The sequence below is a fragment of the Pseudomonas sp. MWU12-3103b genome (genome assembly GCF_023100615.1).
In the GTDB taxonomy this organism is placed as follows: Bacteria; Pseudomonadota; Gammaproteobacteria; order Pseudomonadales; family Pseudomonadaceae; genus Aquipseudomonas; species Aquipseudomonas putida_A.
The window spans coordinates 23,791-46,298 of sequence record NZ_JALMEY010000021.1; the positions used below are offsets into that span (position 1 = coordinate 23,791).

A 22,508-nucleotide genomic window follows, 5' to 3' on the forward strand; every position below is an offset into this window, starting at 1 on the left:
ATGGCTAACATTCCAACGATTTCTTTCGACGCCATCATTATTGGTGGTGGCGGTGCCGGCATGCGCGCTGCGCTGCAGCTGGCGCAGGGCGGTCACAAGACTGCGGTGATCACCAAGGTTTTCCCGACCCGTTCGCACACTGTATCCGCCCAGGGCGGCATCACCTGCGCGATCGCGTCCGCTGACCCGAACGATGACTGGCGCTGGCACATGTACGATACCGTCAAGGGTTCCGACTACATCGGTGACCAGGACGCTATCGAATACATGTGTCAGGAAGGCCCTGCTGCCGTTTTCGAGCTGGACCACATGGGTCTGCCGTTCTCGCGTACCGAGCAAGGCCGTATTTACCAGCGTCCGTTCGGTGGTCAGTCCAAGGACTACGGTAAAGGCGGTCAGGCTGCCCGTACCTGCGCAGCGTCCGACCGTACCGGTCACGCACTGCTGCACACCCTTTATCAGGGCAACCTGAAAGCCGGCACCACGTTCCTGAACGAGTACTACGCTGTCGACCTGGTGAAAAACCAGGAAGGCGAGTTTGTCGGTGTGATCGCGATCTGCATCGAAACCGGCGAAACTTCGTACATCCGCGCCAAGGCCACCGTACTGGCAACTGGCGGTGCTGGCCGTATCTACGCTTCCACCACCAACGCCCTGATCAACACCGGTGACGGCGTTGGCATGGCGCTGCGTGCTGGCGTGCCGGTACAAGACATCGAAATGTGGCAGTTCCACCCGACCGGCATCGCCGGCGCCGGTGTACTGGTGACCGAAGGTTGCCGTGGTGAAGGTGGTTACCTGATCAACAAGCACGGCGAGCGTTTCATGGAGCGTTATGCTCCGAACGCGAAGGACCTGGCTGGTCGTGACGTGGTTGCCCGCTCGATGGTTAAAGAAATCATCGCCGGCAACGGTTGCGGTCCGAATGGCGACCACGTAATGCTCAAACTCGACCACCTGGGCGAGGAAGTGCTGCACAGCCGTCTGCCAGGCATCTGCGAACTGTCGAAGACTTTCGCACACGTTGACCCGGTGGTTGCTCCGGTTCCGGTTGTTCCGACCTGCCACTACATGATGGGCGGCGTTGCCACCAACATTCATGGTCAGGCGATCACCCAGAACGCCGAAGGCGTAGATCAGATCATTCCTGGTCTGTTCGCCGTAGGTGAAGTGGCTTGCGTATCGGTACACGGTGCCAACCGTCTGGGCGGCAACTCGCTGCTCGACCTGGTGGTATTCGGCCGCGCTGCCGGCCTGCACCTGGAAAAGGCGCTGACCGACGGCATCGAATACGACGACGCTACCGAAGCCGACATCGAAGCTGCCCTGTCGCGTTTGAACGCGCTGAACGGCCGTACCGATGGCGAAGACGTGGCTACCCTGCGTCGCGAGCTGCAAAGCTGCATGCAGAACTACTTCGGTGTATTCCGCACTGGCGAATACATGCAGAAGGGTATCGCTCAGCTGGCCGATCTGCGCAAGCGCATCGCCAACGTGAAGATCAACGATAAGTCGCAAGCGTTCAACACCGCGCGTATCGAAGCTCTGGAACTGCAAAACCTGCTGGAAGTGGCTGAAGCTACCGCCATCGCGGCCGAAGTACGTAAAGAGTCCCGCGGCGCTCACGCCCGTGAAGACTTCGAAGACCGTGACGACGAAAACTGGCTGTGCCACACCCTGTACTTCCCGGGTGAGAAACGCGTCGCCAAGCGTGCCGTAAACTTCTCGCCGAAGACTGTTCCGACTTTCGAACCTAAAGTCCGGACTTATTAAGGGTGATCGCCATGTTGCAAGTCAGTGTTTATCGCTACAACCCTGATCAGGACGCTGCGCCGTTCATGCAGGAATTCCAGGTCGATACCGGTGGTAAAGACCTGATGGTGCTGGACGTGCTGGCCCTGATCAAAGAGCAGGACGAGGGTTTCTCCTATCGTCGCTCTTGCCGTGAAGGCGTCTGCGGCTCCGACGGCATGAACATCAACGGCAAGAACGGCCTGGCGTGCATCACGCCGCTGTCCGCTGTCGTAAAAGGCAACAAGTTGATCGTTCGTCCGCTGCCAGGTTTGCCGGTTATCCGTGACCTGGTTGTCGATATGAGCATCTTCTACAAGCAATACGAGAAGGTTAAGCCTTACCTGCAGAACGACACGCCGGCTCCGGCCATCGAGCGTCTGCAGTCCCCTGAAGAGCGTGAAAAGCTCGACGGTCTGTACGAGTGCATCCTGTGCGCCTGCTGCTCGACCTCGTGCCCGTCCTTCTGGTGGAACCCGGACAAGTTCCTGGGCCCGGCTGCCCTGCTGCAAGCGTACCGCTTCCTGGCAGACAGCCGTGACACCAAGACGTCCGAGCGTCTGGCTTCGCTCGATGACCCGTTCAGCGTCTTCCGCTGCCGGGGCATCATGAACTGCGTCAACGTATGTCCGAAAGGCCTGAACCCGACTAAGGCCATCGGTCACATCCGTAACATGCTGCTTTCGAGCGGCGTGTGATTCAGCTGCTGTAACCGTAGAACCGCTGTAACGAAGAGGCTGTGGCGCGGGCTTCAACCCGCGTCATGGCTATAACCAGAGCAGTAGCCACAAGCTGCAGCTCTTATTTTGAAGAAATGAGACAAGCAGGGGCATCCGGGCTGGTACCCGGACTATCAGCGTGATCCTAAGTGGCTTGTTTTGGTCGCTGCATTCGGACTTCTGCAAGTTTGCTCGGTATTGACGCCGATGGTGTTCCCCTAACCGAGGGTGACCAAGCATGCAAGAAAGCGTGATGCAGCGCATGTGGAACAGCGCCTACCTTTCAGGTGGAAACGCTGCCTATGTGGAAGAGCTTTATGAGCTCTACCTGCACGACCCTAACGCTGTGCCAGAAGAGTGGCGCACCTACTTTCAGAAGCTGCCTGCCGACGGCAGCTCTGCCACTGATGTTTCGCACTCCACAATTCGCGATCATTTCGTGCTGCTGGCAAAGAACCAGCGCCGCGCCCAACCGGTTTCCGCCGGGAGCGTGAGCAGTGAGCACGAGAAGAAGCAAGTTGAAGTGCTGCGATTGATCCAGGCCTACCGTATGCGTGGCCACCAGGCAGCCCAGCTTGACCCGCTGGGGCTGTGGCAGCGTCCTGCACCTGCAGACCTGTCGATCAATCATTACGGCTTGACCAATGCCGATCTTGATACGACCTTCCGTGCCGGCGACCTGTTCATCGGCAAAGAGGAAGCGAGCCTACGCGAAATTCACGAAGCGTTGCAGCAGACATATTGCCGCACCATCGGCGCTGAATTTACGCACATCACCGATTCCGAGCAGCGCCAGTGGTTCCAGCAGCGTCTGGAAAGCGTACGTGGTCGTCCGACGTACTCCGCCGACATCAAGAGCCACCTGCTCGAGCGCGTGACTGCCGGTGAAGGCCTGGAAAAATACCTGGGCACCAAATACCCGGGCACCAAGCGTTTCGGTCTGGAAGGCGGCGAAAGCCTGATCCCGATGCTCGACGAGCTGATCCAGCGTTCCGGTTCCTACGGCACCAAGGAAGTCGTCATCGGCATGGCCCACCGTGGCCGTCTGAACGTGCTGGTCAACACCTTCGGCAAGAACCCGCGCGAGCTGTTCGACGAGTTCGAAGGCAAGAAGAAGGTCGAGCTGGGTTCCGGTGACGTCAAATACCACCAGGGCTTCTCGTCCAACGTGATGACCACTGGCGGTGAAGTTCACCTGGCCATGGCGTTCAACCCGTCCCACCTGGAAATCGTTTCCCCGGTGGTAGAAGGTTCGGTTCGCGCCCGTCAGGATCGTCGTAACGACCCGACCGGTGAGAAGGTGCTGCCGATCTCCATCCACGGTGACGCTGCATTCGCAGGTCAGGGCGTGGTCATGGAAACCTTCCAGATGTCGCAGACCCGCGGTTTCAAGACCGGCGGTACCGTGCACATCGTGATCAACAACCAGGTGGGTTTCACCATCAGCAACCCGTTGGACTCGCGTTCCACCGAGTACGCCACCGACGTTGCGAAGATGATCCAGGCGCCGATCCTCCATGTGAATGGTGATGATCCGGAAGCCGTGCTGTTCGTGACCCAGCTGGCCATCGATTACCGCATGCAGTTCAAGCGTGACGTGGTGATCGACCTGGTCTGCTACCGTCGTCGCGGCCACAACGAGGCCGACGAGCCAAGCGGCACCCAGCCGCTGATGTATCAGCAGATCACCAAGCAGCGCACCACCCGTGAGCTGTACGCTGATCGCCTGACTCAGGCCGGTGTACTGGACGCTGAACGTGTTCAGGCCAAGGTCGACGAGTACCGCAACGCGCTGGACAACGGTCTGCACGTAGTGAAATCGCTGGTCAAAGAGCCGAACAAAGAGTTGTTCGTGGACTGGCGTCCGTATCTGGGCCACGCCTGGACTGCGCGTCACGACACCCGTTTCGATCTGAAGACCCTGCAGGAACTGTCCGCCAAGCTGCTGGAAATTCCGGAAGGCTTCGTGGTTCAGCGTCAGGTCGCGAAGATCTACGAAGACCGTCAGAAGATGCAAGCCGGCGGCCTGCCGATCAACTGGGGTTACGCCGAAACCATGGCGTACGCGACCCTGGCGTTCGAAGGTCACCCGATCCGCATGACCGGTCAGGACATCGGCCGCGGTACGTTCTCGCACCGTCACGCTGTACTGCACAACCAGAAAGACGCGGGCACCTACATTCCGCTGCAGAACCTGTACGACGGTCAGCCACGCTTTGACCTGTACGACTCGTTCCTCTCGGAAGAAGCGGTACTGGCCTTCGAATACGGCTACTCGACCACCACGCCAAACGCGCTGGTGATCTGGGAAGCCCAGTTCGGCGACTTCGCCAACGGTGCACAGGTTGTTATCGACCAGTTCATCACCAGCGGCGAACACAAGTGGGGCCGTCTCTGCGGTTTGACCATGCTGTTGCCACACGGCTACGAAGGTCAGGGCCCTGAGCACAGCTCGGCTCGTCTTGAGCGTTACCTGCAGCTGTGCGCCGAGCACAACATTCAGGTGTGCATGCCGACCACCCCGGCCCAGATCTACCACTTGCTGCGTCGTCAGGTGATTCGCCCGCTGCGCAAACCTCTGGTAGTGCTGACGCCGAAGTCGCTGCTGCGCCACAAGCTGGCCGTCTCGACCCTGGAAGATCTGGCTGAAGGTTCGTTCCAGACCGTGATCCCGGAAATCGATGCCCTGGACCCGAAAAAGGTCGAGCGCGTTGTTCTGTGTAGCGGCAAGGTCTACTACGACCTGCTGGAAAAACGTCGTGCCGAAGGCCGTGACGATATCGCCATCGTGCGTATCGAGCAGCTGTATCCATTCCCTGAGGACGACTTGAAAGAAGTCCTGGCGCCTTACACCAACGTCAAGCATGCCGTCTGGTGTCAGGAAGAGCCGATGAACCAGGGCGCCTGGTACTGCAGCCAGCATCACCTGCGTCGCAGCATCGGTAACCTCGACAAGTCTCTCGTACTCGAGTACGCGGGCCGCGAGGCTTCTGCTGCCCCAGCATGTGGTTACGCATCGATGCACGCCGAGCAGCAGGAAAAACTGCTGCAAGACGCGTTTACCGTTTAACGCCTTCGCGCACCTGAAACCGAATTTAAGGAACCACAGATAATGGCTATCGAGATCAAAGCCCCCACTTTCCCGGAATCGGTTGCCGATGGCACCGTTGCCACCTGGCACAAAAAACCGGGCGACGCCGTCAAGCGTGACGACCTGATCGTCGACATCGAAACCGACAAAGTCGTACTGGAAGTGCTGGCGACCGCCGACGGCGTGCTGGGCGCAATCGTCAAGAACGAAGGCGACACCGTTCTGTCCGACGAAGTCCTGGGCTCCATCGAAGCGGGCGGCGCTGCTGCCGCTGCTCCAGCCGCCGCCGCTGCTCCGGCCGCTGCTGCCGCTGCCCCGGCTGCTGCCGAAGGCGAAGACGATCCTGTTGCTGCTCCGGCTGCGCGCAAGCTGGCTGAAGAAAACGGCATCAACATCGCTTCCGTTGCCGGTACCGGCAAAGGCGGTCGTGTGACCAAGGAAGACGTGGTGGCTGCTGTAGCCGCGAAGAAAGCCGCTCCGGCTGCTGCTCCTGCAAAAGCCGCTGCTCCAGCCGCTGCTGCTCCGGTATTCGCTGCCGGTGACCGCGTTGAGAAGCGCGTACCGATGACCCGTCTGCGTGCCAAGGTTGCCGAGCGTCTGGTTGAAGCCCAGTCGAACATGGCAATGCTGACCACGTTCAACGAAGTCGACATGACCGAAGTCATGGCGCTGCGTTCGAAGTACAAGGACCTGTTCGAGAAGTCCCACAACGGCGTACGCCTGGGCTTCATGTCGTTCTTCGTCAAGGCTGCCACCGAAGCGCTTAAACGCTTCCCGGCGGTCAACGCTTCGATCGACGGTGCGGACATCGTTTACCACGGCTACGCCGACATCGGTGTTGCCGTTTCCAGCGACCGTGGTCTGGTCGTTCCGGTTCTGCGTAACGCCGAGCTGATGAGCCTGGCTGAAATCGAAGGCGGCATCGCCACGTTCGGCAAGAAAGCCCGTGACGGCAAACTGTCGATGGAAGAGATGACCGGCGGTACCTTCACCATCACCAACGGTGGTACCTTCGGTTCGATGATGTCGACCCCGATCGTCAACCCGCCGCAGGCAGCGATTCTGGGCATGCACAACATCATCCAGCGTCCTATGGCCATCAACGGTCAGGTCGTGATCCGTCCGATGATGTACCTGGCACTGTCCTACGATCACCGTCTGATCGATGGCAAAGAAGCTGTAACCTTCCTGGTGACCATCAAGAACCTGCTGGAAGATCCGGCTCGTCTGTTGCTGGATATCTGATAGAAGCAGCCATGCGCTGCGGGTGGCGTACCGTCGGCAACGGCGGTACGGCCCGCAGCGCGCGGCTTGAAGCTTTTCGCTAAAGAGGATTTTTTGAATGTCGCAGAAATTTGACGTAGTAGTGATCGGTGCCGGCCCTGGCGGCTATGTTGCTGCCATCAAGGCCGCGCAGCTGGGTCTCACCACTGCCTGCATCGAGAAGTACACCGACGCTGAAGGCAAACAGGCCCTCGGCGGTACTTGCCTGAACGTCGGCTGCATTCCGTCCAAGGCGCTGCTGGACAGCTCCTGGAAGTACAAGGAAGCCAAAGAGAGCTTCAACGTTCACGGTATCTCGACCGGCGAAGTCAAAATGGACGTCGCTGCGATGGTTGGCCGCAAGGCTGGCATCGTCAAGAACCTGACTGGCGGCGTTGCCACTCTGTTCAAGGCCAACGGCGTTACTTCGATCCAGGGCCACGGCAAGCTGCTGGCTGGCAAGAAAGTCGAAGTCACCAAGCCGGACGGTTCGGTTGAAGTCATCGAAGCCGAAAACGTCATCCTGGCTCCAGGTTCGCGTCCGATCGACATTCCGCCGGCTCCGGTCGATCAGAAAGTCATCGTCGATTCGACTGGCGCTCTGGAATTCCAATCCGTACCTAAACGTCTGGGCGTGATCGGCGCTGGCGTGATCGGTCTGGAACTGGGTTCGGTGTGGTCGCGTCTGGGTTCCGAAGTGGTTGTCCTCGAAGCACTGGACACCTTCCTGATGGCAGCGGACACCGCTGTTTCCAAGGAAGCGCTGAAAACCCTGACCAAGCAAGGTCTGGACATCAAGCTGGGTGCTCGCGTAACCGGTTCGAAAGTGAACGGCGACGAAGTCGTGGTTAACTACACCGATGCCAACGGCGAACAGTCCATCACTTTCGACAAGCTGATCGTAGCCGTTGGTCGCCGTCCGGTGACCACTGATCTGCTGGCTGCCGACAGCGGCGTGACCCTGGACGAGCGCGGTTTCGTGCACGTTGACGATCACTGCGCCACCACAGTACCGGGCGTTTACGCCATCGGTGACGTGGTTCGCGGCATGATGCTGGCGCACAAGGCCTCGGAAGAGGGCATCATGGTTGTCGAGCGCATCAAGGGCCACAAAGCCCAGATGAACTATGACCTGATCCCTTCGGTTATTTATACTCACCCGGAAATCGCGTGGGTTGGCAAAACCGAGCAGGCCTTGAAAGCCGAAGGCGTTGAAGTTAACGTCGGCACCTTCCCGTTCGCCGCTTCCGGCCGTGCCATGGCCGCCAACGATACCGGTGGTTTCGTCAAGGTCATCGCTGATGCCAAGACCGACCGCGTATTGGGCGTGCACGTGATTGGCCCGAGCGCTGCAGAACTGGTCCAGCAGGGCGCGATCGGTATGGAATTCGGCACCAGCGCTGAAGACCTGGGCATGATGGTTTTCTCCCATCCGACCCTGTCTGAAGCCTTGCACGAAGCTGCTCTGGCTGTGAATGGCGGCGCCATCCACATTGCCAACCGCAAGAAGCGTTAAGACACAATAAGAAACCACGGCGGTAACGGCCCGTCGTGAGCCTTGCGAGCAAGTCTCACCGCGGAATGTCCGCTGGACGCAGTCTTGCGTAGCTGCACCGGGTATCCGGAAAGGCTACGCAAGCAGCAGTCACAGGTGGCGCGGCACTCATCAAGAGCGCAGCGCCGAATGCGCAGTACCTAACGAAGACGGTAAAAAGCATGAATCTTCACGAGTATCAGGGTAAGCAGCTGTTCGCTGAATACGGCCTGCCAGTTTCCACTGGTTACGCAGTAGACACCCCGGAAGCAGCAGCAGAAGCTTGCGACAAAATCGGCGGCAGCGAGTGGGTTGTCAAAGCCCAGGTCCACGCCGGTGGTCGCGGTAAAGCGGGCGGCGTCAAGCTGGTTCGCAACAAAGAAGACGCCAAGGCCTTCGCACAGCAGTGGCTGGGCAAGCGTCTGGTGACTTACCAGACTGACGCCAATGGTCAGCCAGTCACCAAGATCCTGGTTGAATCGTGCACTGATATCGCTAAAGAGCTGTACCTGGGCGCTGTCGTTGACCGTTCGAGCCGTCGCATCGTGTTCATGGCTTCCACCGAAGGTGGCGTGGACATTGAGAAAATCGCTCACGACACTCCAGAAAAAATTCTGAAAGCCACTATCGATCCACTGGTTGGCGCTCAGCCATTCCAGGGTCGCGAGCTGGCGTTCCAACTGGGCCTGGAAGGCAAGCAAGTTGCCCAGTTCGCCAAGATCTTCGTTGGTCTGGCCAAACTGTTCCAGGATCACGATCTGGCCCTGCTGGAAGTGAACCCGCTGGTGATCAAGGCTGACGGCGATCTGCACTGCCTGGACGCCAAGATCAACATCGACGCCAACGCCATGTACCGTCAGCCTAAGCTGAAGACTTTCCACGATCCGTCGCAAGACGATCCGCGCGAAGCGCACGCTGCCAAGTTCGAACTGAACTACGTAGCCCTGGAAGGCAACATCGGCTGCATGGTCAACGGTGCCGGCCTGGCCATGGGTACCATGGACATCGTCAACCTGCACGGCGGCAAGCCAGCCAACTTCCTCGACGTAGGTGGTGGTGCTACCAAAGAGCGCGTGACCGAAGCCTTCAAGATCATCCTGTCCGACACCAATGTCGCTGCAGTACTGGTCAACATCTTCGGCGGCATCGTTCGCTGCGACATGATTGCCGAAGGCATCATCGGCGCCGTGAAAGAAGTCGGCGTGAAAATCCCGGTTGTTGTTCGCCTTGAAGGCAACAACGCTGAGCTGGGCGCTAAAGTACTGGCAGAAAGCGGTTTGAACATCATCGCTGCTACCAGCCTGACCGACGCTGCTCAACAAGTTGTCAAAGCTGCGGAGGGCAAATAATGAGCGTCCTGATCAATAAAGACACCAAAGTTATCTGCCAGGGTATTACCGGTTCGCAAGGTAGTTTCCACACCCAGCAAGCCATCGAATACGGCACCAAGATGGTTGGTGGCGTAACTCCGGGCAAAGGCGGCACCGAGCACCTGGGTCTGCCAGTGTTCAACACCGTTAAAGACGCAGTAGCTGCCACTGGCGCTACCGCCAGCGTGATCTACGTTCCGGCTCCTTTCTGCAAGGACTCGATCCTGGAAGCTGCTTTCGGCGGCATCAAGCTGATCGTCTGCATCACCGAAGGCATTCCTACCCTGGACATGCTGGACGCCAAAGTTAAGTGCGACGAGCTGGGTGTTACCCTGATCGGCCCTAACTGCCCAGGCGTGATCACCCCAGGCGAATGCAAGATCGGCATCATGCCAGGTCACATTCACTTGCCAGGCAAGGTCGGTATCGTTTCGCGTTCCGGCACCCTGACCTACGAAGCTGTGAAGCAGACCACTGACGCCGGTTTCGGTCAGTCGACTTGCGTCGGCATCGGTGGTGACCCGATCCCGGGTTCGAACTTCATCGACATCCTGAAGCTGTTCCAGGAAGACCCGAAGACCGAAGCGATCGTGATGATCGGCGAGATCGGCGGTTCGGCTGAAGAAGAAGCGGCTGCCTACATCAAGGCACACGTGACCAAGCCGGTTGTTTCCTACATCGCTGGTGTGACTGCTCCTCCGGGCAAGCGCATGGGCCATGCTGGCGCAATCATCTCTGGCGGCAAAGGCACTGCAGACGAGAAATTCGCTGCGCTGCAAGACGCAGGCGTAAAAACCGTGCGTTCGCTGGCAGACATCGGCAAGGCCCTGGCCGAGCTGACCGGTTGGGCTGTCAAGTAAGCCTCGTGCTTGACTGACGCTTCACCAGACAAAGGCCACCTTCGGGTGGCCTTTGTTGTTTCTGGCATTAAAGGGATAGGAGGGCTTCTGTGGCGAGGGGATTTATCCCCGATGGGCTGCGAAGCGGCTCCAAACCCGATGTATCCAGCCAATCGAAAAGCGCTACAAGTTCTCAATCAGGGCTGCTTCGGCCCATCGGGGATAAATCCCCTCACTACAGGGTTCGTGCTCTACCTACAGAGTTCCATGTAGGAAAAATAAATGCGTAAACGCGACACAGACACGTCGTGTATCGGATAGTTCGCCCTCAAACAGTGCGTTTGTCAGACAAATTCGTTAGGCTAGCAGCCATTTTTGCGTCTGCCGCCCACAAGGCATGCAACGCGCTAAACGGGTCAGTCTTATACGGACTGACAGCATTTCCCTAACCCCACAGGGAAATCCCCCTCTAAATTCCGATTCAGTAGTGTGGTATTTCCTTAATGAAAGTTTTGAAAGGTCAGGACATCCTGGCACTGGGCTTTATGACATTTGCCCTGTTCGTCGGGGCCGGCAACATCATTTTCCCGCCTATCGTCGGCCTGCAGTCCGGACCTAACGTCTGGATGGCGGCGCTGGGCTTCCTGATCACGGCCGTCGGTCTGCCGGTGGTCACCGTCGTCGCCCTGGCCAAGGTCGGTGGTGCGATGGATGCGCTGAGCAGCCCGATCGGCAAGATCGCCGGTGGTGTGCTCGCCGCGGCATGCTACCTGGCGGTCGGCCCGCTGTTCGCCACCCCGCGGACCGCGACCGTGTCGTTCGAAGTGGGACTCGCGCCGCTGACCGGCGAAAGCCCGCTGGCGCTGTTCCTCTACAGCTCGGTGTACTTCCTGCTGGTGTTCTTCATCTCGCTGTATCCGGGCCGTCTGCTCGATACCGTGGGGCGTTTCCTCGCGCCGCTGAAAATCATCGCCCTGGCGGTACTCGGCATCGCCGCGTTCGCCCTGCCGGCCGGGGATATCGGTCAGGCCACGCCGGAATACGTCGCGGCACCGTTCTCTCAGGGCTTCATCAATGGTTACCTGACCATGGATACCCTCGGCGCGCTGGTGTTCGGTATCGTCATCGTCAACGCGATCCGCTCCCGTGGCGTCGAGTCGCCTGCGTTGATCACCCGTTACGCGATCATTGCCGGCCTCATCGCCGGTGTCGGTCTGGCGCTGGTGTACATCAGCCTGTTCCGCCTCGGCTCCGGCAGCCACGAAGTCGCGGTCGGTGCCACCAACGGCGCGGCGGTGCTGCACGCTTACGTGCAACACACCTTCGGTTCGCTGGGCAGCGGTTTCCTCGCGGTGCTGATCTCGCTGGCGTGCCTGGTGACGGCGGTCGGTCTGACCTGCGCCTGCGCTGAATACTTCAGCCGCGTGCTGCCACTGTCCTACAAGACTCTGGTGATCATCCTCGCCGCGTTCTCGCTGCTGGTGTCCAACCTGGGCCTGACCAAGCTGATCGCGTTCTCGATCCCGGTGCTGACCGCGATCTACCCGCCGTGCATCGTTCTGGTGGCTCTGAGCTTCTGCAAGGACTTCTGGCATGAACACGGGCGGATCCTCGGCCCGGTCATGCTGGTATCGTTCCTGTTCGGCACCATCGACGCGCTCAAGGGCGCCGGTCTGGCCGACTGGATGCCGTCGCAGCTGTCGCACCTGCCGCTGAGCGAGCAGGGCCTGGCGTGGCTGGTGCCATGCGTGATGACCCTGGTGATCGCCGTGGTCTGCGATCGCCTGCTGGGCAAGCGCAGCGAAGCCGTTGCCTGACGTTGTCTGACCCGCCACAAACGGGTCTTCAGCGCTTAAACAGAAATGCCCCGTATCAATCGATACGGGGCATTTTTTATGGGCGTCTGGCAGTGTCTTTTTCCGCGAGCTAACGTCGAAGCACTGCCGAAGTCTTAATGTGGGAGCGAGCCTGCTCGCGAAAGCGTTGTGTCAGCCGCCATCAATGTTGTGTGATACGCCGCTTTCGCGAGCAGGCTCGCTCCCACAGGTAGCATCCATACTCCACAGGGAATTGCATGTCGTTCATCCAAGCCAATCTGATCCACCTGCTGGCCGCGCTCTGGTTTGTCATCTGCTGGGGCGGCTACACCCGTTATGCGTCGTGGAAGGCCCGCGACACCGCGTGCCTCGCCAGCGTGCTGCACCTGTATCGCGAAGACTGGATGCGCCGCATGCTGCTGCGTGACAACCGTATCGCCGACGCCAGCGTGATCGGTAATCTGGAGCGTAACGCCTCGTTCTTCGCCTCCAGCACTTTGATCATCCTCGCCGGCATTCTCACCGTGCTCGGTGCGTCCGAACGCGCGGTGTCGCTGCTGGCGGATATCCCGATGGTGCAGCAGGCGTCGCAGGGCATGTCGGAGATCAAGTTGCTGTGTCTGGCGCTGGTGTTCGTCTATGCGTTCTTCACCTTCAGTTGGTGCATGCGTCAGTACAACTTTGCTGCGGTGCTGGTCGGTTCCGCGCCGATGATCGGTGAGCGTCAGGTCTCGGAGCAGGAGCGCAAGGCGTTCGCACTGCGGGCGGCGCGGGTGATTTCGATGGCGGCGAACCAGTTCAACTTCGGTCTGCGCTCTTATTACTTCGGCATGAGCATGCTGGCGTGGTTTGTCAGCCCGTGGCTGTTCATGTTGATGAGTGCCGGGGTGGTCATCGTGTTGTACCGCCGCGAGTTTCATTCCGACGTGCTGGATGTGATGGTCTATACCCCTACAGAGGCACCATTGCCCGAAACCAATAAAGAGGCTGCTTGATGAGTATTCCGTTCTGGTGTGTGTTTATCAGTGCACTGTTGATTTACATCGCGCGCATGCCGGTGGGCAAGGCCATGAAAGAGCAGGGTGGTTACAACAACCATCTACCGCGTCAACAGCAGGCGCAACTCACTGGCTATGGCGCGCGGGCGCTGGCGGCGCACCAGAACTGCATCGAAGCGTTCATCCTGTTCGCCGTGGGTGTGCTGATGGCGCACACCACGCAAACCCAAGGCTGGTTGATTGATGCGCTGGCGATCATCTTTGTGATCGCGCGAATTCTTTACGTGTGGTTATACCTGGCGGATAAACCATCCCTGCGCAGCCTGGTGTGGCTGGTCGGCCTGATCTGCAGTTTGTTGCTGATGATTAGTCCGACTTTTAGAACCGTATTGCTCTAAGAAAGCCTCTAAGCCAAGACTGACAAAAAATCACAGGCAAAAGAAAACCCGCACTTGGCGGGTTTTCTTTTACTGCATCAAGTCGCAATTATTGCTTCTTGGCAGCTTCTTCCTGAGCAGCTTGATTCGATTCAGCCTGAGCTTTGGCAGCTTCGGCGTTTTCTTTTGCTGCGTCGTTCACTTTATCCTGAGCTTTGTTCATGTCTTGCTGAGCTTGCTCAGCATGTTGGTTTGCATCTTGAGCTTTGTCCTCGGATTTTTTATCGCAGGCAGCGAGACCGAGGGAAGCGGTCAACATCAAGGCAATAGCTAAAGTTTTACGCATGGGGTGTTTCTCCTTATGGAAAATAACTACTGGCCTTAAGAGCGCAGCGCCAAAGGTTAAGTTCCTCATTTCGTTCAGATATATAAGTTTGTTTTTTAGTGGAACTTTTGCAGCATTTCCTACTACTGGCAAAAGGCTCTAACGAGAGTAATTATCAAATGGCTGAAAACCCCGTTTTTGAGCGCGCGACACGATTTCTTTCGGCCCTGCGCCATTGTCAGGTGCTCGGTTTGACGGTACACAGCGCCAGCAGCGAAGGGCTGACGGTGAGGTTGCCGTACAACGCGCAAATCGTCGGCAATCCACAGACCGGGGTCATCCACGGCGGCGCCATTACCTCGCTGATGGACACCGCGTGCGGCATGTCCACGTTGTGCGTGCTGGCGGAGTTCGAAGTCTGCCCGACCCTGGACCTGCGTATCGACTACATGCACGCCGCCGAGCCGAACAAGGACGTCTATGGCTTTGCCCAGTGTTACCGGGTCACCACCGATGTGATCTTCGCTCGCGGCTTTGCTTATCAGGATGACCCGAATCAGCCGATCGCCCATGTCGTCGGCACTTTCATGCGCATGGGCAAAAACCTGAAAGGCACCCAGGGATTTGGCGGCAAGGTCAAAGGAGAGAATCGATGAGCGATGACTGGAAGCAACAGCTGCTGCAGGCTCACGCTCAGGGCGATTACGCGCCGTTGCTGCGGATAATTCCTTACGCTGGGTTGATCGGCGTCGAATGTTCCCGGGTCGGCGATGAATTGCTGTTCAAGCTGCCGGCGAACAAGGACAACATTGGTAACCCTTTATTGCCAGCGATCCATGGCGGGGTGATTGCCGGGTTCATGGAGCTGGCAGCCGCGTTGCATTTGCTGATCTTCACCGGTTCGCCCGGGGTGCCGAAGATCATCGACTTTTCTCTGGATTATCTGCGCGCCGGGCAGTTTCGCGACACTTGGGCCAAATGTCAGGTCTGTCGCCAGGGGCGGCGCGTGGCCAACGTCGCCATCACGGCCTGGCAAAGCACCGAGAGCGAACCGATTGCCACCGCCCGTGCACATTTCAAAATTGATGAGCCCTTGAAATCCTGAACGCTGCCCCCAACTCAGTGAACAACCCGCCGCCGACCCCTCTGGATCGCGGCCACTGCCATCTGATTGGAGTTTGATGACCATGAGTGTGGAAACTCAAAAGGAAACCCTGGGCTTCCAGACCGAGGTAAAGCAGCTGCTGCACCTCATGATCCATTCGCTGTATTCCAACAAGGAAATCTTCCTTCGCGAATTGATCTCGAACGCCTCTGACGCTGTCGACAAGCTGCGCTTCGAAGCCCTGGCCAAGCCTGAGTTGCTCGAAGGTGGCGCTGAACTGAAAATCCGTGTGAGCTTCGACAAGGACGCCAAGACCGTCACCCTCGAAGACAACGGTATCGGCATGAACCGTGACGATGTGATCACCCACCTGGGGACCATCGCCAAGTCGGGCACCGCCGATTTCATGAAGAATCTCTCGGGCGATCAGAAAAAAGATTCTCACCTGATCGGCCAGTTCGGTGTCGGCTTCTACTCGGCCTTCATCGTGGCTGACAAAGTCGACGTGTACAGCCGTCGCGCCGGCACTCCTGCCAGCGAAGGCGTGCACTGGTCGTCGAAAGGCGAGGGCGAATTCGAAGTCGCCACCATCGACAAGCCAGAACGCGGCACCCGCATCGTCCTGCACCTGAAATCCGCTGAAGACGAGTTCGCCGACGGCTGGCGTCTGCGCAACATCATCAAGAAATACTCCGACCACATCGCGCTGCCGATCGAGCTGCCGAAAGAAGTCACTGCCGCTGAAGGCGAAGAGAAGCCTGCCGTTGAATGGGAAACCGTCAACCGCGCCAGCGCCCTGTGGACCCGTCCGCGCACTGAAGTGAAGGACGAGGAATACCAGGAGTTCTACAAGCACATCGCTCACGACTTCGAAAACCCGCTGGCCTGGAGCCACAACAAGGTCGAAGGCAAGCTCGAGTACAGCTCGCTGCTGTACGTGCCGGCCCGCGCGCCGTTCGACCTGTACCAGCGTGAAGCGCCGAAAGGCCTGAAGCTGTACGTGCAGCGCGTGTTCGTGATGGATCAGGCCGAGTCGTTCCTGCCGCTGTACCTGCGCTTCATCAAGGGTGTGGTCGATTCCAACGACCTGTCGCTGAACGTATCGCGGGAAATCCTGCAGAAAGACCCGATCATCGACTCGATGAAGTCGGCGCTGACCAAGCGCGTGCTGGACATGCTGGAAAAACTGGCGAAGAACGAGCCTGAGCAATACAAGGGCTTCTGGAAAAACTTCGGTCAGGTCATGAAAGAAGGCCCGGCAGAAGATTTCGCCAACAAAGAGAAAATTGCCGGTCTGCTGCGTTTCGCATCGACCCAAGGCGACGACGGCGAGCAAGTTGTCGGTCTGGCTGACTACCTGGCGCGCGCCAAGGAAGGTCAGGACAAGATCTACTACCTCACCGGCGAAACCTACGCGCAGGTCAAGAACAGTCCGCACCTGGAAGTCTTCCGCAAGAAAGGCATCGAAGTGCTGCTGCTGACCGACCGTATCGACGAGTGGCTGATGAGCTACCTCAGCGAATTCGACGGCAAGACCTTTGTCGACGTGGCACGCGGTGATCTTGATCTGGGCAACCTGGACTCGGAAGAGGACAAGAAAGCTGCAGAAGAAGTCGCCAAGTCCAAAGAAGGTCTGGTCGAGCGCCTGAAAACCGCGCTGGGCGATTCCGTTGCCGAGGTTCGCGTCTCTCACCGTCTGACCGATTCGCCAGCCATTCTGGCCATCGGCGAACAGGACCTGGGCCTGCAAATGCGCCAGATCCTCGAAGCCAGCGGGCAGAAAGTGCCGGAGTCGAAGCCGATTTTCGAATTCAACCCGAGTCACCCGCTGATCGAGAAACTCGACGGCGAGCAGAACGAAGGGCGTTTTGGCGACCTGTCGCACATCCTCTTCGATCAGGCCGCCCTGGCGGCTGGCGAAAGCTTGAAAGACCCGGCCGCTTACGTAACCCGTCTGAACAAGCTGCTGGTTGAACTGTCAGCTTGATCACGTTGTAGAAAAACCCGCTTCGGCGGGTTTTTTCATTCTGGTGTTTAACTAATCAGGAGTCAGAAATGAGCCAAGTTACTGTACGTTCCGTGGTCTATCAGCTGGATGGCCAGCCCTATGAAGGTCGTCTGGCGTTCGACGCCGAGCACAAGGGCGCGCGCCCGGGCCTGCTGATGGCGCCGAACTGGATGGGCGTCAGCGCCGGGGCGGAAGAAATCGCCAAATCGGTCGCGGCCAAGGGCTACGTGGTGTTGATTGCTGACGTGTATGGCCAGGCAGTACGTCCGCAGAACGCTGACGAGGCCGGCGCGGCGATGATGCCGCTGAAGAACGACCGCGCACTGCTGCGTAAGCGCATGCAGGCGGCGTTCGAACAATTGCAGAAGCAGGGCGAGGCAGCGGTCGATACCTCGAAGCTTGCGGTGTTCGGTTTCTGCTTTGGTGGTTGCTGTGCGCTGGATCTGGCGCGCACCGGTGCACCGGTGAAGGCGGCGGTGTCGTTCCACGGTACGCTGGACTCGCCGAATCCGGCGGACGCAAAGAACATCAAGGGCTCGGTGCTGGTACTGCACGGTGCCTCCGACCCGCTGGTGCCGAAGGAGCAATTGCCTGCGTTCGAAGATGAAATGAACGCGGCGAAGGTCGATTGGCAGTTGCTCAGCTATGGCGGTGCGGTGCATTCGTTTACCGATCCGCATGCCAATGTGCCGGGCAAGATGATGTACGACGCGAAGACCGCCAAGCGTGCGTTCAAGTCGATGCATGATTTGCTGGATGAAGTGTTCAAAGCCTGAAGCCTGGAAAGCTAAAAGCCCCTCACCCTAACCCTCTCCCTAAGGGAGAGGGGACCGATCGGGGGATGCTCAAGGATTACGCCGACCTGAAAGTGCCTTAGTGAATCCATAATCGCCAGGATTTTTCAGGCCGGTGTATGACGCAAGACAGCTCAGTCGGCTCCCTCTCCCTCCGGGAGAGGGCTGGGGTGAGGGTAAAGGCTTAACGCGGCAACTCAATCCGCTCCACTTCCCCCGGCACCGTCGGCCAATCCCCGGCCGCCCACTTACGCCGCGCCTCATCAATCGCCGCCGGATCGCTCGCAACGAAATTCCAGTTGATTCGCCGAGGCCCGTCCAGCGGCGCGCCGCCAAACACCACCGCGTGCACGTCACTCTCGGCGAACAGGCTCATCTGTTCCCCGGCCGGCAACACCGCCAGCGCATGGGGTTCGAGGGGCTCGCCATTCAACTGCGCATCGCCACTCAGCACATAAATCGCGCGTTCTTCGTGCTCGGTCGGGATCAGCAAAGTGGTCGCGGTCTGCATCTTCGCTTCGGCGTACAGCGTAGGAGAAAGCACCGGCACCGGCGATTCCAGGCAAAAGCCTGACCCGGCGATCATCCGGATCTGCACACCAAGGTTATCGCTGACCGGCAAGGTTGCCGCCGGGTGATGGCTGTAATGTCCCGGACCTTGCTCGTGATCCTTGGGCGAGGCCAGCCAGATCTGCAAGCCGTGCATGGTGAAGCTTTGCTCCCACAGCGGCTCGGGCGTGCGCTCGACGTGGGCAATCGCACTGCCCGCGGTCATCCAGCTGACATCGCCAGCACTGACCACCTGATCGGAGCCGAGGCTGTCCTTGTGCTGGATTTGCCCTTCGAACAGGTAGGTCAGAGTCGAGAGACCAATGTGCGGATGCTGTCGGATGTTCATGCCTTTGCTCGTCGGATAAACCGTTTCGAGCATGTGGTCGAAAAACACGAAAGGCCCGATGCTGCGGCATTTGGCTGACGGCAGCGGGCGCAGGATCGGCTGGCCTTCGACGTCTTCGGCGCGCGGGCGGATGATCAGTGGTTGCGTATCCATGGTGCATTCCAGGCTGAGCGGGTGATGCCAGAAGCATAACCCGCCGCTGGCAAGAGGGTGATTACTGGCTGTCGAAGCCTTGTGGGGCGTGGGTTTCGATGCTGACGTCGGTGGTAGTCATCAGTTTGTGGATCGGGCAGCGATCAGCCACGCGCAGTAACTCTTCACGTTGGGCATCAGTGAGGACGCCCTTGAGGGTAAGCGTCACGTGCAGGGCGTATTTGCCTTTCTGCTCTTCGCTGTTGTCGCGTTTGACCTCGACACCCACGCCGGTCAGCGGGATGTCTTTCTTCTTCGCGTACATTTTCAGGGTCAGGGCTTTGCAGGCACCCAGCGCGGCGTCGAAGTAGTCGTGTGGCTCGGGGGCCGAGCCTTCGCCGCCGGCAGACTTCGGCACGTCGGCAAACAATTCGTGGTCATCGATCTGTACGGTATGACGAAAACCTTCGGCGGAGACGGTATTGACGGTAACAGTCATGGCAACCTCACTGGCAGTAGGAAAAGTCGTGCGATCAAAAAAGACCTTGCAGTTATAGAGCATTCCTACGGAGGCGCGTTCCACTTTCCTGCAGGATGAACCCTTGTGATCGGCTCAGGGTCTAGGCTATGCCTACCTGCCGGAGATTACTTGTGTCCTTGTTTCGTTTGAGTCTTGCCTGCCTGCTGGCATTCGCCGGTAGCGCCAGCGCCCGCGATTACACCTACAGCGATGCGCACTTGCACTACGTGGATTTCTTCCAGGAAACCGCCGGCATGGCGAAATTGCTCACGGCCATGCAGGACAATTCCATCGACCATGTGATGATTTCCGGTATTCCCGTGGCGAAGAAGTGGCACGAGGACGAACCCAAGCGTCCGCGCTATTACGCCGGCGATGATGCCGATGCCTACTGGTACAGCGCCACCGACGTGATCGTTGCCGATGCCGTGCAGAAACTGACGCCGGAGCAGCGTCTGCACTTTCATCCATTCCTCTCGGGCTTCAACCCTAACGACAAGAACTCTGCCGCACACATCCAGCGCATGCTCGATCTGTATCCGGGGCTGTGGCAGGGCATTGGTGAAGTGTTCACCCGCCATGATGACTTGACGGCGTTGACCGCCGGCGACACGCCACGGGCCAATAACGAGGCGATGAAGCGGATTTATCACCTGGCTGCCGAAAACGATCTGCCAGTGATGCTGCATTCCAACATCACCTCCAAGCGTGAGAAAAATCCGCTGTACTTGAAGGAAATCGAAGAACCCCTGCGTAATCACCCGCACACCCGGTTCATCTGGGCGCACGCCGGCACCAGCGCGGAAATTCATCGGCACCAGACGCAACTGAAATTCCTCCTGCCGACGGTGAGTCGGATGCTTGAGGCTTATCCGAATCTGTACATCGATCTGTCGTGGAGCATGCTCACACCGTACCTGCTGGACGAGCAGGGCAAGCCGCGTGCGGAATGGCTGGCCTTGGTCGAGAAATACCCTGATCGGTTCATGATTGGCTCGGATGTTGTAGGCCGTTTCACCAAGCTCGGTCAGGAAATGCGCAGCTTCACGCCGTTCCTTGATGCCTTGCCTGAAGAAATTGCGCGTAAGGTCGCCCGGGATAACTTCCTGGCGATATTGCCGCGAACAGCGGCAAAGTCCGGGAAACCGCGCTGAATCGTTAATGCCGAGGGTTCGAAGTATCGAGGCGTTTTGATATCACCTTTTGGTCTTACGCAAATTTTCGCCGGGCCGATACCTTCTAAAGCAACCAGCTGCAGGGTTGATGCAGCGCTTTTGGAAGGAACCAGAGTCATGAGCATCCGTAGTCTCAATATCGCGCCGCGAGCCGGCCTGGGTTTTGGTGTGTTGGCGCTGATGGTGTTTGCCCTGGGGGCGTTCGCCCTGCTGCAAATGGCGAACATGCGCGCCCAGTCTGATGAGGTCGACAACAACTGGCTGCCGAGCGTGATGGCGGTCGGCGAGATGAGTCAGGATATGTTGCGCCTGCGTGCGCTGACCATGCGCCTGCTGCTCAATCGTGACCCGCAGGCGCTGGCGCAGAATGTCGCCAAGCTCAATGACCTGCGCGGTGTGTTGAGCGAAGCGCAACAACGCTATGACGTGTTGATCGTGCTGCCCGAAGAGCGCAAGTTGTTCGACCGCTTCAAGGTCGCCGAGCACCAGTACCTGGAGTTTCAGGCGCAGGTCATGCAGTTGTCCGCACAGAATCGGGTGGAGGAGGCGGCGGCGATTCTCAACGGTGAAATGAGCCCGTTGGCCGACGACATGGCGGCCACCCTGAAGGAGCTGGTCGAGCTGAACAAGCACAACGCCAACCTTGCCACCGAAGCCGCGCGCCTGGTCTTCATCAATTCGCGGGTGTGGGTCGGGGTGATGATCGGCATTACCGCATTGATCACCATCGGTCTGGCGTTGTTGCTGACCCGCAGCATCGTCCTGCCGCTGGCGCAATCACTCGGCGTGGCGGAAGTGGTGGCCGGCGGTGACCTGACGGGCGATATCAACATCTCCGGCAAGGACGAACCGGCGCGGCTGCTGCAGGCGCTGAAAAGCATGCAGCACAACCTGCGCGACACCATTCGGCAGATTTCTGAATCGTCCAGCCAGTTGGCGTCGGCCTCGGAGGAACTGAGTTGCGTCACCGAGGACGCCACGCGCGGGCTGCACCAGCAAAGCCTGGAGATCGAGCAGGCCGCCACGGCGGTCAATCAGATGACCGCTGCCGTGGAAGAGGTCGCGAGCAACGCCGTGGCGACTTCCGAGGCGTCGCGCGAGTCTGACCGGATTGCCCAGCATGGGCGCGAGCAGGTCAATCAGACGGTGACTTCGATCCAGTCCCTGGCTGACGACGTCACGTCCAATGCAACGCAGGTCGAGGATCTGGCGCAGAAGGTTCACGGCATCAGCAAAGTGCTCGACGTGATCCGCTCGATTGCCGAGCAGACCAATCTGCTGGCACTGAACGCAGCGATTGAGGCGGCGCGGGCCGGGGATGCCGGGCGTGGCTTCGCGGTGGTGGCCGATGAGGTGCGGGCGCTGGCCCATCGCACCCAGCAATCGACCCAGGAAATCGAGCAGATGATCGGTGGCATCCAGCAGGGCACCGATTCGGCGGTCAGTTCGATGCAACAGAGCAGCGTCCGCGCCAATTCGACTCTGGAACTGGCCAAGGCTGCGGGTTTGGCGCTGGAGGAAATTGCCTCGGCGTTCACCTTGATCAACGAGCGCAACCTGGTGATCGCCAGCGCCTCGGAGGAGCAGGCAGCGGTGGCGCGGGAGGTGGACCGCAACCTGATGAACATCCGCGATCTGGCGATGCAGACGTCGGCGGGGGCAAATCAGACCAGTGCGGCAAGCCAGGAATTGTCGCGGCTGGCGGTGGATTTGAACAATATGGTGGCCAAATTTTCGGTCTGAGCTGACCCT

The 22,508-nt window shown here is 58.9% G+C and carries 19 protein-coding genes; 16 read left to right on the forward strand and 3 right to left on the reverse strand.

Going from position 1 to position 22,508, the window contains the following annotated elements; all coding sequences use genetic code 11:
• From sdhA to M0808_RS25750, 10 genes are all read left to right on the forward strand, one after another.
• The gene (gene sdhA / locus M0808_RS25705; protein WP_007962857.1) at positions 1-1,773 is read left to right on the forward strand and encodes a succinate dehydrogenase flavoprotein subunit; all 1,773 of its coding nucleotides are present in this window, start codon (positions 1-3) and stop codon (positions 1,771-1,773) included.
• 11 nt (positions 1,774-1,784) lie between these two features.
• Positions 1,785-2,489 (forward strand): succinate dehydrogenase iron-sulfur subunit, encoded by a 705-nt coding sequence (locus M0808_RS25710; protein ID WP_003223007.1) that lies wholly within the window; start codon positions 1,785-1,787, stop codon positions 2,487-2,489.
• Between the two features lie 259 nt (positions 2,490-2,748).
• Complete coding sequence (locus M0808_RS25715) at positions 2,749-5,580, forward strand: 2-oxoglutarate dehydrogenase E1 component (RefSeq protein ID WP_027614036.1); 2,832 nt, start codon at positions 2,749-2,751, stop codon at positions 5,578-5,580.
• 42 nt (positions 5,581-5,622) lie between these two features.
• Positions 5,623-6,846 (forward strand): 2-oxoglutarate dehydrogenase complex dihydrolipoyllysine-residue succinyltransferase, encoded by a 1,224-nt coding sequence (odhB, locus tag M0808_RS25720; protein WP_003223011.1) that lies wholly within the window; start codon positions 5,623-5,625, stop codon positions 6,844-6,846.
• A 97-nt stretch (positions 6,847-6,943) separates the two neighbouring features.
• Complete coding sequence (gene lpdA, locus M0808_RS25725; RefSeq protein WP_007962860.1) at positions 6,944-8,380, forward strand: dihydrolipoyl dehydrogenase; 1,437 nt, start codon at positions 6,944-6,946, stop codon at positions 8,378-8,380.
• 200 nt (positions 8,381-8,580) lie between these two features.
• Positions 8,581-9,747: an ADP-forming succinate--CoA ligase subunit beta gene (gene sucC, locus M0808_RS25730; protein WP_003223015.1), complete on the forward strand. Its 1,167-nt coding sequence runs from the start codon at positions 8,581-8,583 to the stop codon at positions 9,745-9,747.
• A complete protein-coding gene (gene sucD, locus M0808_RS25735) occupies positions 9,747-10,628 on the forward strand; it encodes a succinate--CoA ligase subunit alpha (RefSeq protein ID WP_003223019.1) in 882 nt (293 codons plus the stop codon). The genes sucC and sucD overlap by 1 nt, the downstream gene beginning before the upstream one ends.
• A gap of 482 nt (positions 10,629-11,110) precedes the next feature.
• Positions 11,111-12,424 carry a branched-chain amino acid transport system II carrier protein gene (gene brnQ, locus M0808_RS25740; RefSeq protein ID WP_247842897.1) on the forward strand — a complete coding sequence of 438 codons (1,314 nt, stop codon included), beginning with the start codon at positions 11,111-11,113 and terminating at the stop codon, positions 12,422-12,424.
• A 257-nt stretch (positions 12,425-12,681) separates the two neighbouring features.
• On the forward strand, positions 12,682-13,419 hold the full coding sequence (locus M0808_RS25745; RefSeq protein WP_027614039.1) for a DUF599 family protein: 738 nt from the start codon (positions 12,682-12,684) through the stop codon (positions 13,417-13,419).
• Complete coding sequence (locus M0808_RS25750; protein ID WP_007962864.1) at positions 13,419-13,820, forward strand: MAPEG family protein; 402 nt, start codon at positions 13,419-13,421, stop codon at positions 13,818-13,820. The genes M0808_RS25745 and M0808_RS25750 overlap by 1 nt, the downstream gene beginning before the upstream one ends.
• Before the next feature lie 88 nt (positions 13,821-13,908).
• Here M0808_RS25750 and M0808_RS25755 read toward each other — a convergent pair whose 3' ends face one another.
• Entirely contained in the window at positions 13,909-14,145 is a 237-nt protein-coding gene (locus M0808_RS25755; RefSeq protein WP_007962865.1) for a hypothetical protein, read from the reverse strand.
• A gap of 158 nt (positions 14,146-14,303) precedes the next feature.
• On the opposite strand from M0808_RS25755, the gene M0808_RS25760 reads away from it, so the two are divergent.
• The 4 genes from M0808_RS25760 to M0808_RS25775 all read left to right on the forward strand — a co-directional run bounded on the left by M0808_RS25760 (position 14,304) and on the right by M0808_RS25775 (position 18,013).
• Positions 14,304-14,780: a PaaI family thioesterase gene (locus M0808_RS25760; RefSeq protein WP_027614041.1), complete on the forward strand. Its 477-nt coding sequence runs from the start codon at positions 14,304-14,306 to the stop codon at positions 14,778-14,780.
• On the forward strand, positions 14,777-15,229 hold the full coding sequence (locus M0808_RS25765; RefSeq protein WP_027614042.1) for a PaaI family thioesterase: 453 nt from the start codon (positions 14,777-14,779) through the stop codon (positions 15,227-15,229). Before M0808_RS25760 ends, M0808_RS25765 begins: the two co-directional genes overlap by 4 nt.
• Before the next feature lie 82 nt (positions 15,230-15,311).
• Complete coding sequence (htpG, locus tag M0808_RS25770) at positions 15,312-17,216, forward strand: molecular chaperone HtpG (RefSeq protein ID WP_047600274.1); 1,905 nt, start codon at positions 15,312-15,314, stop codon at positions 17,214-17,216.
• 68 nt (positions 17,217-17,284) lie between these two features.
• The gene (locus M0808_RS25775) at positions 17,285-18,013 is read left to right on the forward strand and encodes a dienelactone hydrolase family protein (RefSeq protein WP_135295244.1); all 729 of its coding nucleotides are present in this window, start codon (positions 17,285-17,287) and stop codon (positions 18,011-18,013) included.
• 202 nt (positions 18,014-18,215) lie between these two features.
• Here M0808_RS25775 and M0808_RS25780 read toward each other — a convergent pair whose 3' ends face one another.
• Positions 18,216-19,082 carry a pirin family protein gene (locus tag M0808_RS25780; protein WP_247842910.1) on the reverse strand — a complete coding sequence of 289 codons (867 nt, stop codon included), beginning with the start codon at positions 19,080-19,082 and terminating at the stop codon, positions 18,216-18,218.
• A 61-nt stretch (positions 19,083-19,143) separates the two neighbouring features.
• Positions 19,144-19,560 carry an OsmC family protein gene (locus M0808_RS25785; protein ID WP_027614046.1) on the reverse strand — a complete coding sequence of 139 codons (417 nt, stop codon included), beginning with the start codon at positions 19,558-19,560 and terminating at the stop codon, positions 19,144-19,146.
• 152 nt (positions 19,561-19,712) lie between these two features.
• Here M0808_RS25785 and M0808_RS25790 point away from each other — a divergent pair, with 152 nt between their 5' ends.
• Together M0808_RS25790 and M0808_RS25795 are read left to right on the forward strand one after the other, a co-directional pair.
• Positions 19,713-20,735, forward strand: a complete 1,023-nt coding sequence (locus M0808_RS25790; RefSeq protein ID WP_247842912.1) for an amidohydrolase family protein — start codon at positions 19,713-19,715, stop codon at positions 20,733-20,735.
• A gap of 138 nt (positions 20,736-20,873) precedes the next feature.
• Positions 20,874-22,499, forward strand: coding sequence for a methyl-accepting chemotaxis protein (locus tag M0808_RS25795; RefSeq protein ID WP_247842914.1), 1,626 nt, complete (start codon positions 20,874-20,876; stop codon positions 22,497-22,499).
• Positions 22,500-22,508: the final 9 nt, after the last annotated feature.

Coding starts and splice junctions, on each gene's coding strand:
- sdhA (WP_007962857.1), top strand. CDS start 1: ATGGCTAACATTCCAACGATTTCTTTCGACGCCATCATTATTGGTGGT.
- M0808_RS25710 (WP_003223007.1), top strand. CDS start 1,785: ATGTTGCAAGTCAGTGTTTATCGCTACAACCCTGATCAGGACGCTGCG.
- M0808_RS25715 (WP_027614036.1), top strand. CDS start 2,749: ATGCAAGAAAGCGTGATGCAGCGCATGTGGAACAGCGCCTACCTTTCA.
- odhB (WP_003223011.1), top strand. CDS start 5,623: ATGGCTATCGAGATCAAAGCCCCCACTTTCCCGGAATCGGTTGCCGAT.
- lpdA (WP_007962860.1), top strand. CDS start 6,944: ATGTCGCAGAAATTTGACGTAGTAGTGATCGGTGCCGGCCCTGGCGGC.
- sucC (WP_003223015.1), top strand. CDS start 8,581: ATGAATCTTCACGAGTATCAGGGTAAGCAGCTGTTCGCTGAATACGGC.
- sucD (WP_003223019.1), top strand. CDS start 9,747: ATGAGCGTCCTGATCAATAAAGACACCAAAGTTATCTGCCAGGGTATT.
- brnQ (WP_247842897.1), top strand. CDS start 11,111: ATGAAAGTTTTGAAAGGTCAGGACATCCTGGCACTGGGCTTTATGACA.
- M0808_RS25745 (WP_027614039.1), top strand. CDS start 12,682: ATGTCGTTCATCCAAGCCAATCTGATCCACCTGCTGGCCGCGCTCTGG.
- M0808_RS25750 (WP_007962864.1), top strand. CDS start 13,419: ATGAGTATTCCGTTCTGGTGTGTGTTTATCAGTGCACTGTTGATTTAC.
- M0808_RS25755 (WP_007962865.1), bottom strand. CDS start 14,145: ATGCGTAAAACTTTAGCTATTGCCTTGATGTTGACCGCTTCCCTCGGT.
- M0808_RS25760 (WP_027614041.1), top strand. CDS start 14,304: ATGGCTGAAAACCCCGTTTTTGAGCGCGCGACACGATTTCTTTCGGCC.
- M0808_RS25765 (WP_027614042.1), top strand. CDS start 14,777: ATGAGCGATGACTGGAAGCAACAGCTGCTGCAGGCTCACGCTCAGGGC.
- htpG (WP_047600274.1), top strand. CDS start 15,312: ATGAGTGTGGAAACTCAAAAGGAAACCCTGGGCTTCCAGACCGAGGTA.
- M0808_RS25775 (WP_135295244.1), top strand. CDS start 17,285: ATGAGCCAAGTTACTGTACGTTCCGTGGTCTATCAGCTGGATGGCCAG.
- M0808_RS25780 (WP_247842910.1), bottom strand. CDS start 19,082: ATGGATACGCAACCACTGATCATCCGCCCGCGCGCCGAAGACGTCGAA.
- M0808_RS25785 (WP_027614046.1), bottom strand. CDS start 19,560: ATGACTGTTACCGTCAATACCGTCTCCGCCGAAGGTTTTCGTCATACC.
- M0808_RS25795 (WP_247842914.1), top strand. CDS start 20,874: ATGAGCATCCGTAGTCTCAATATCGCGCCGCGAGCCGGCCTGGGTTTT.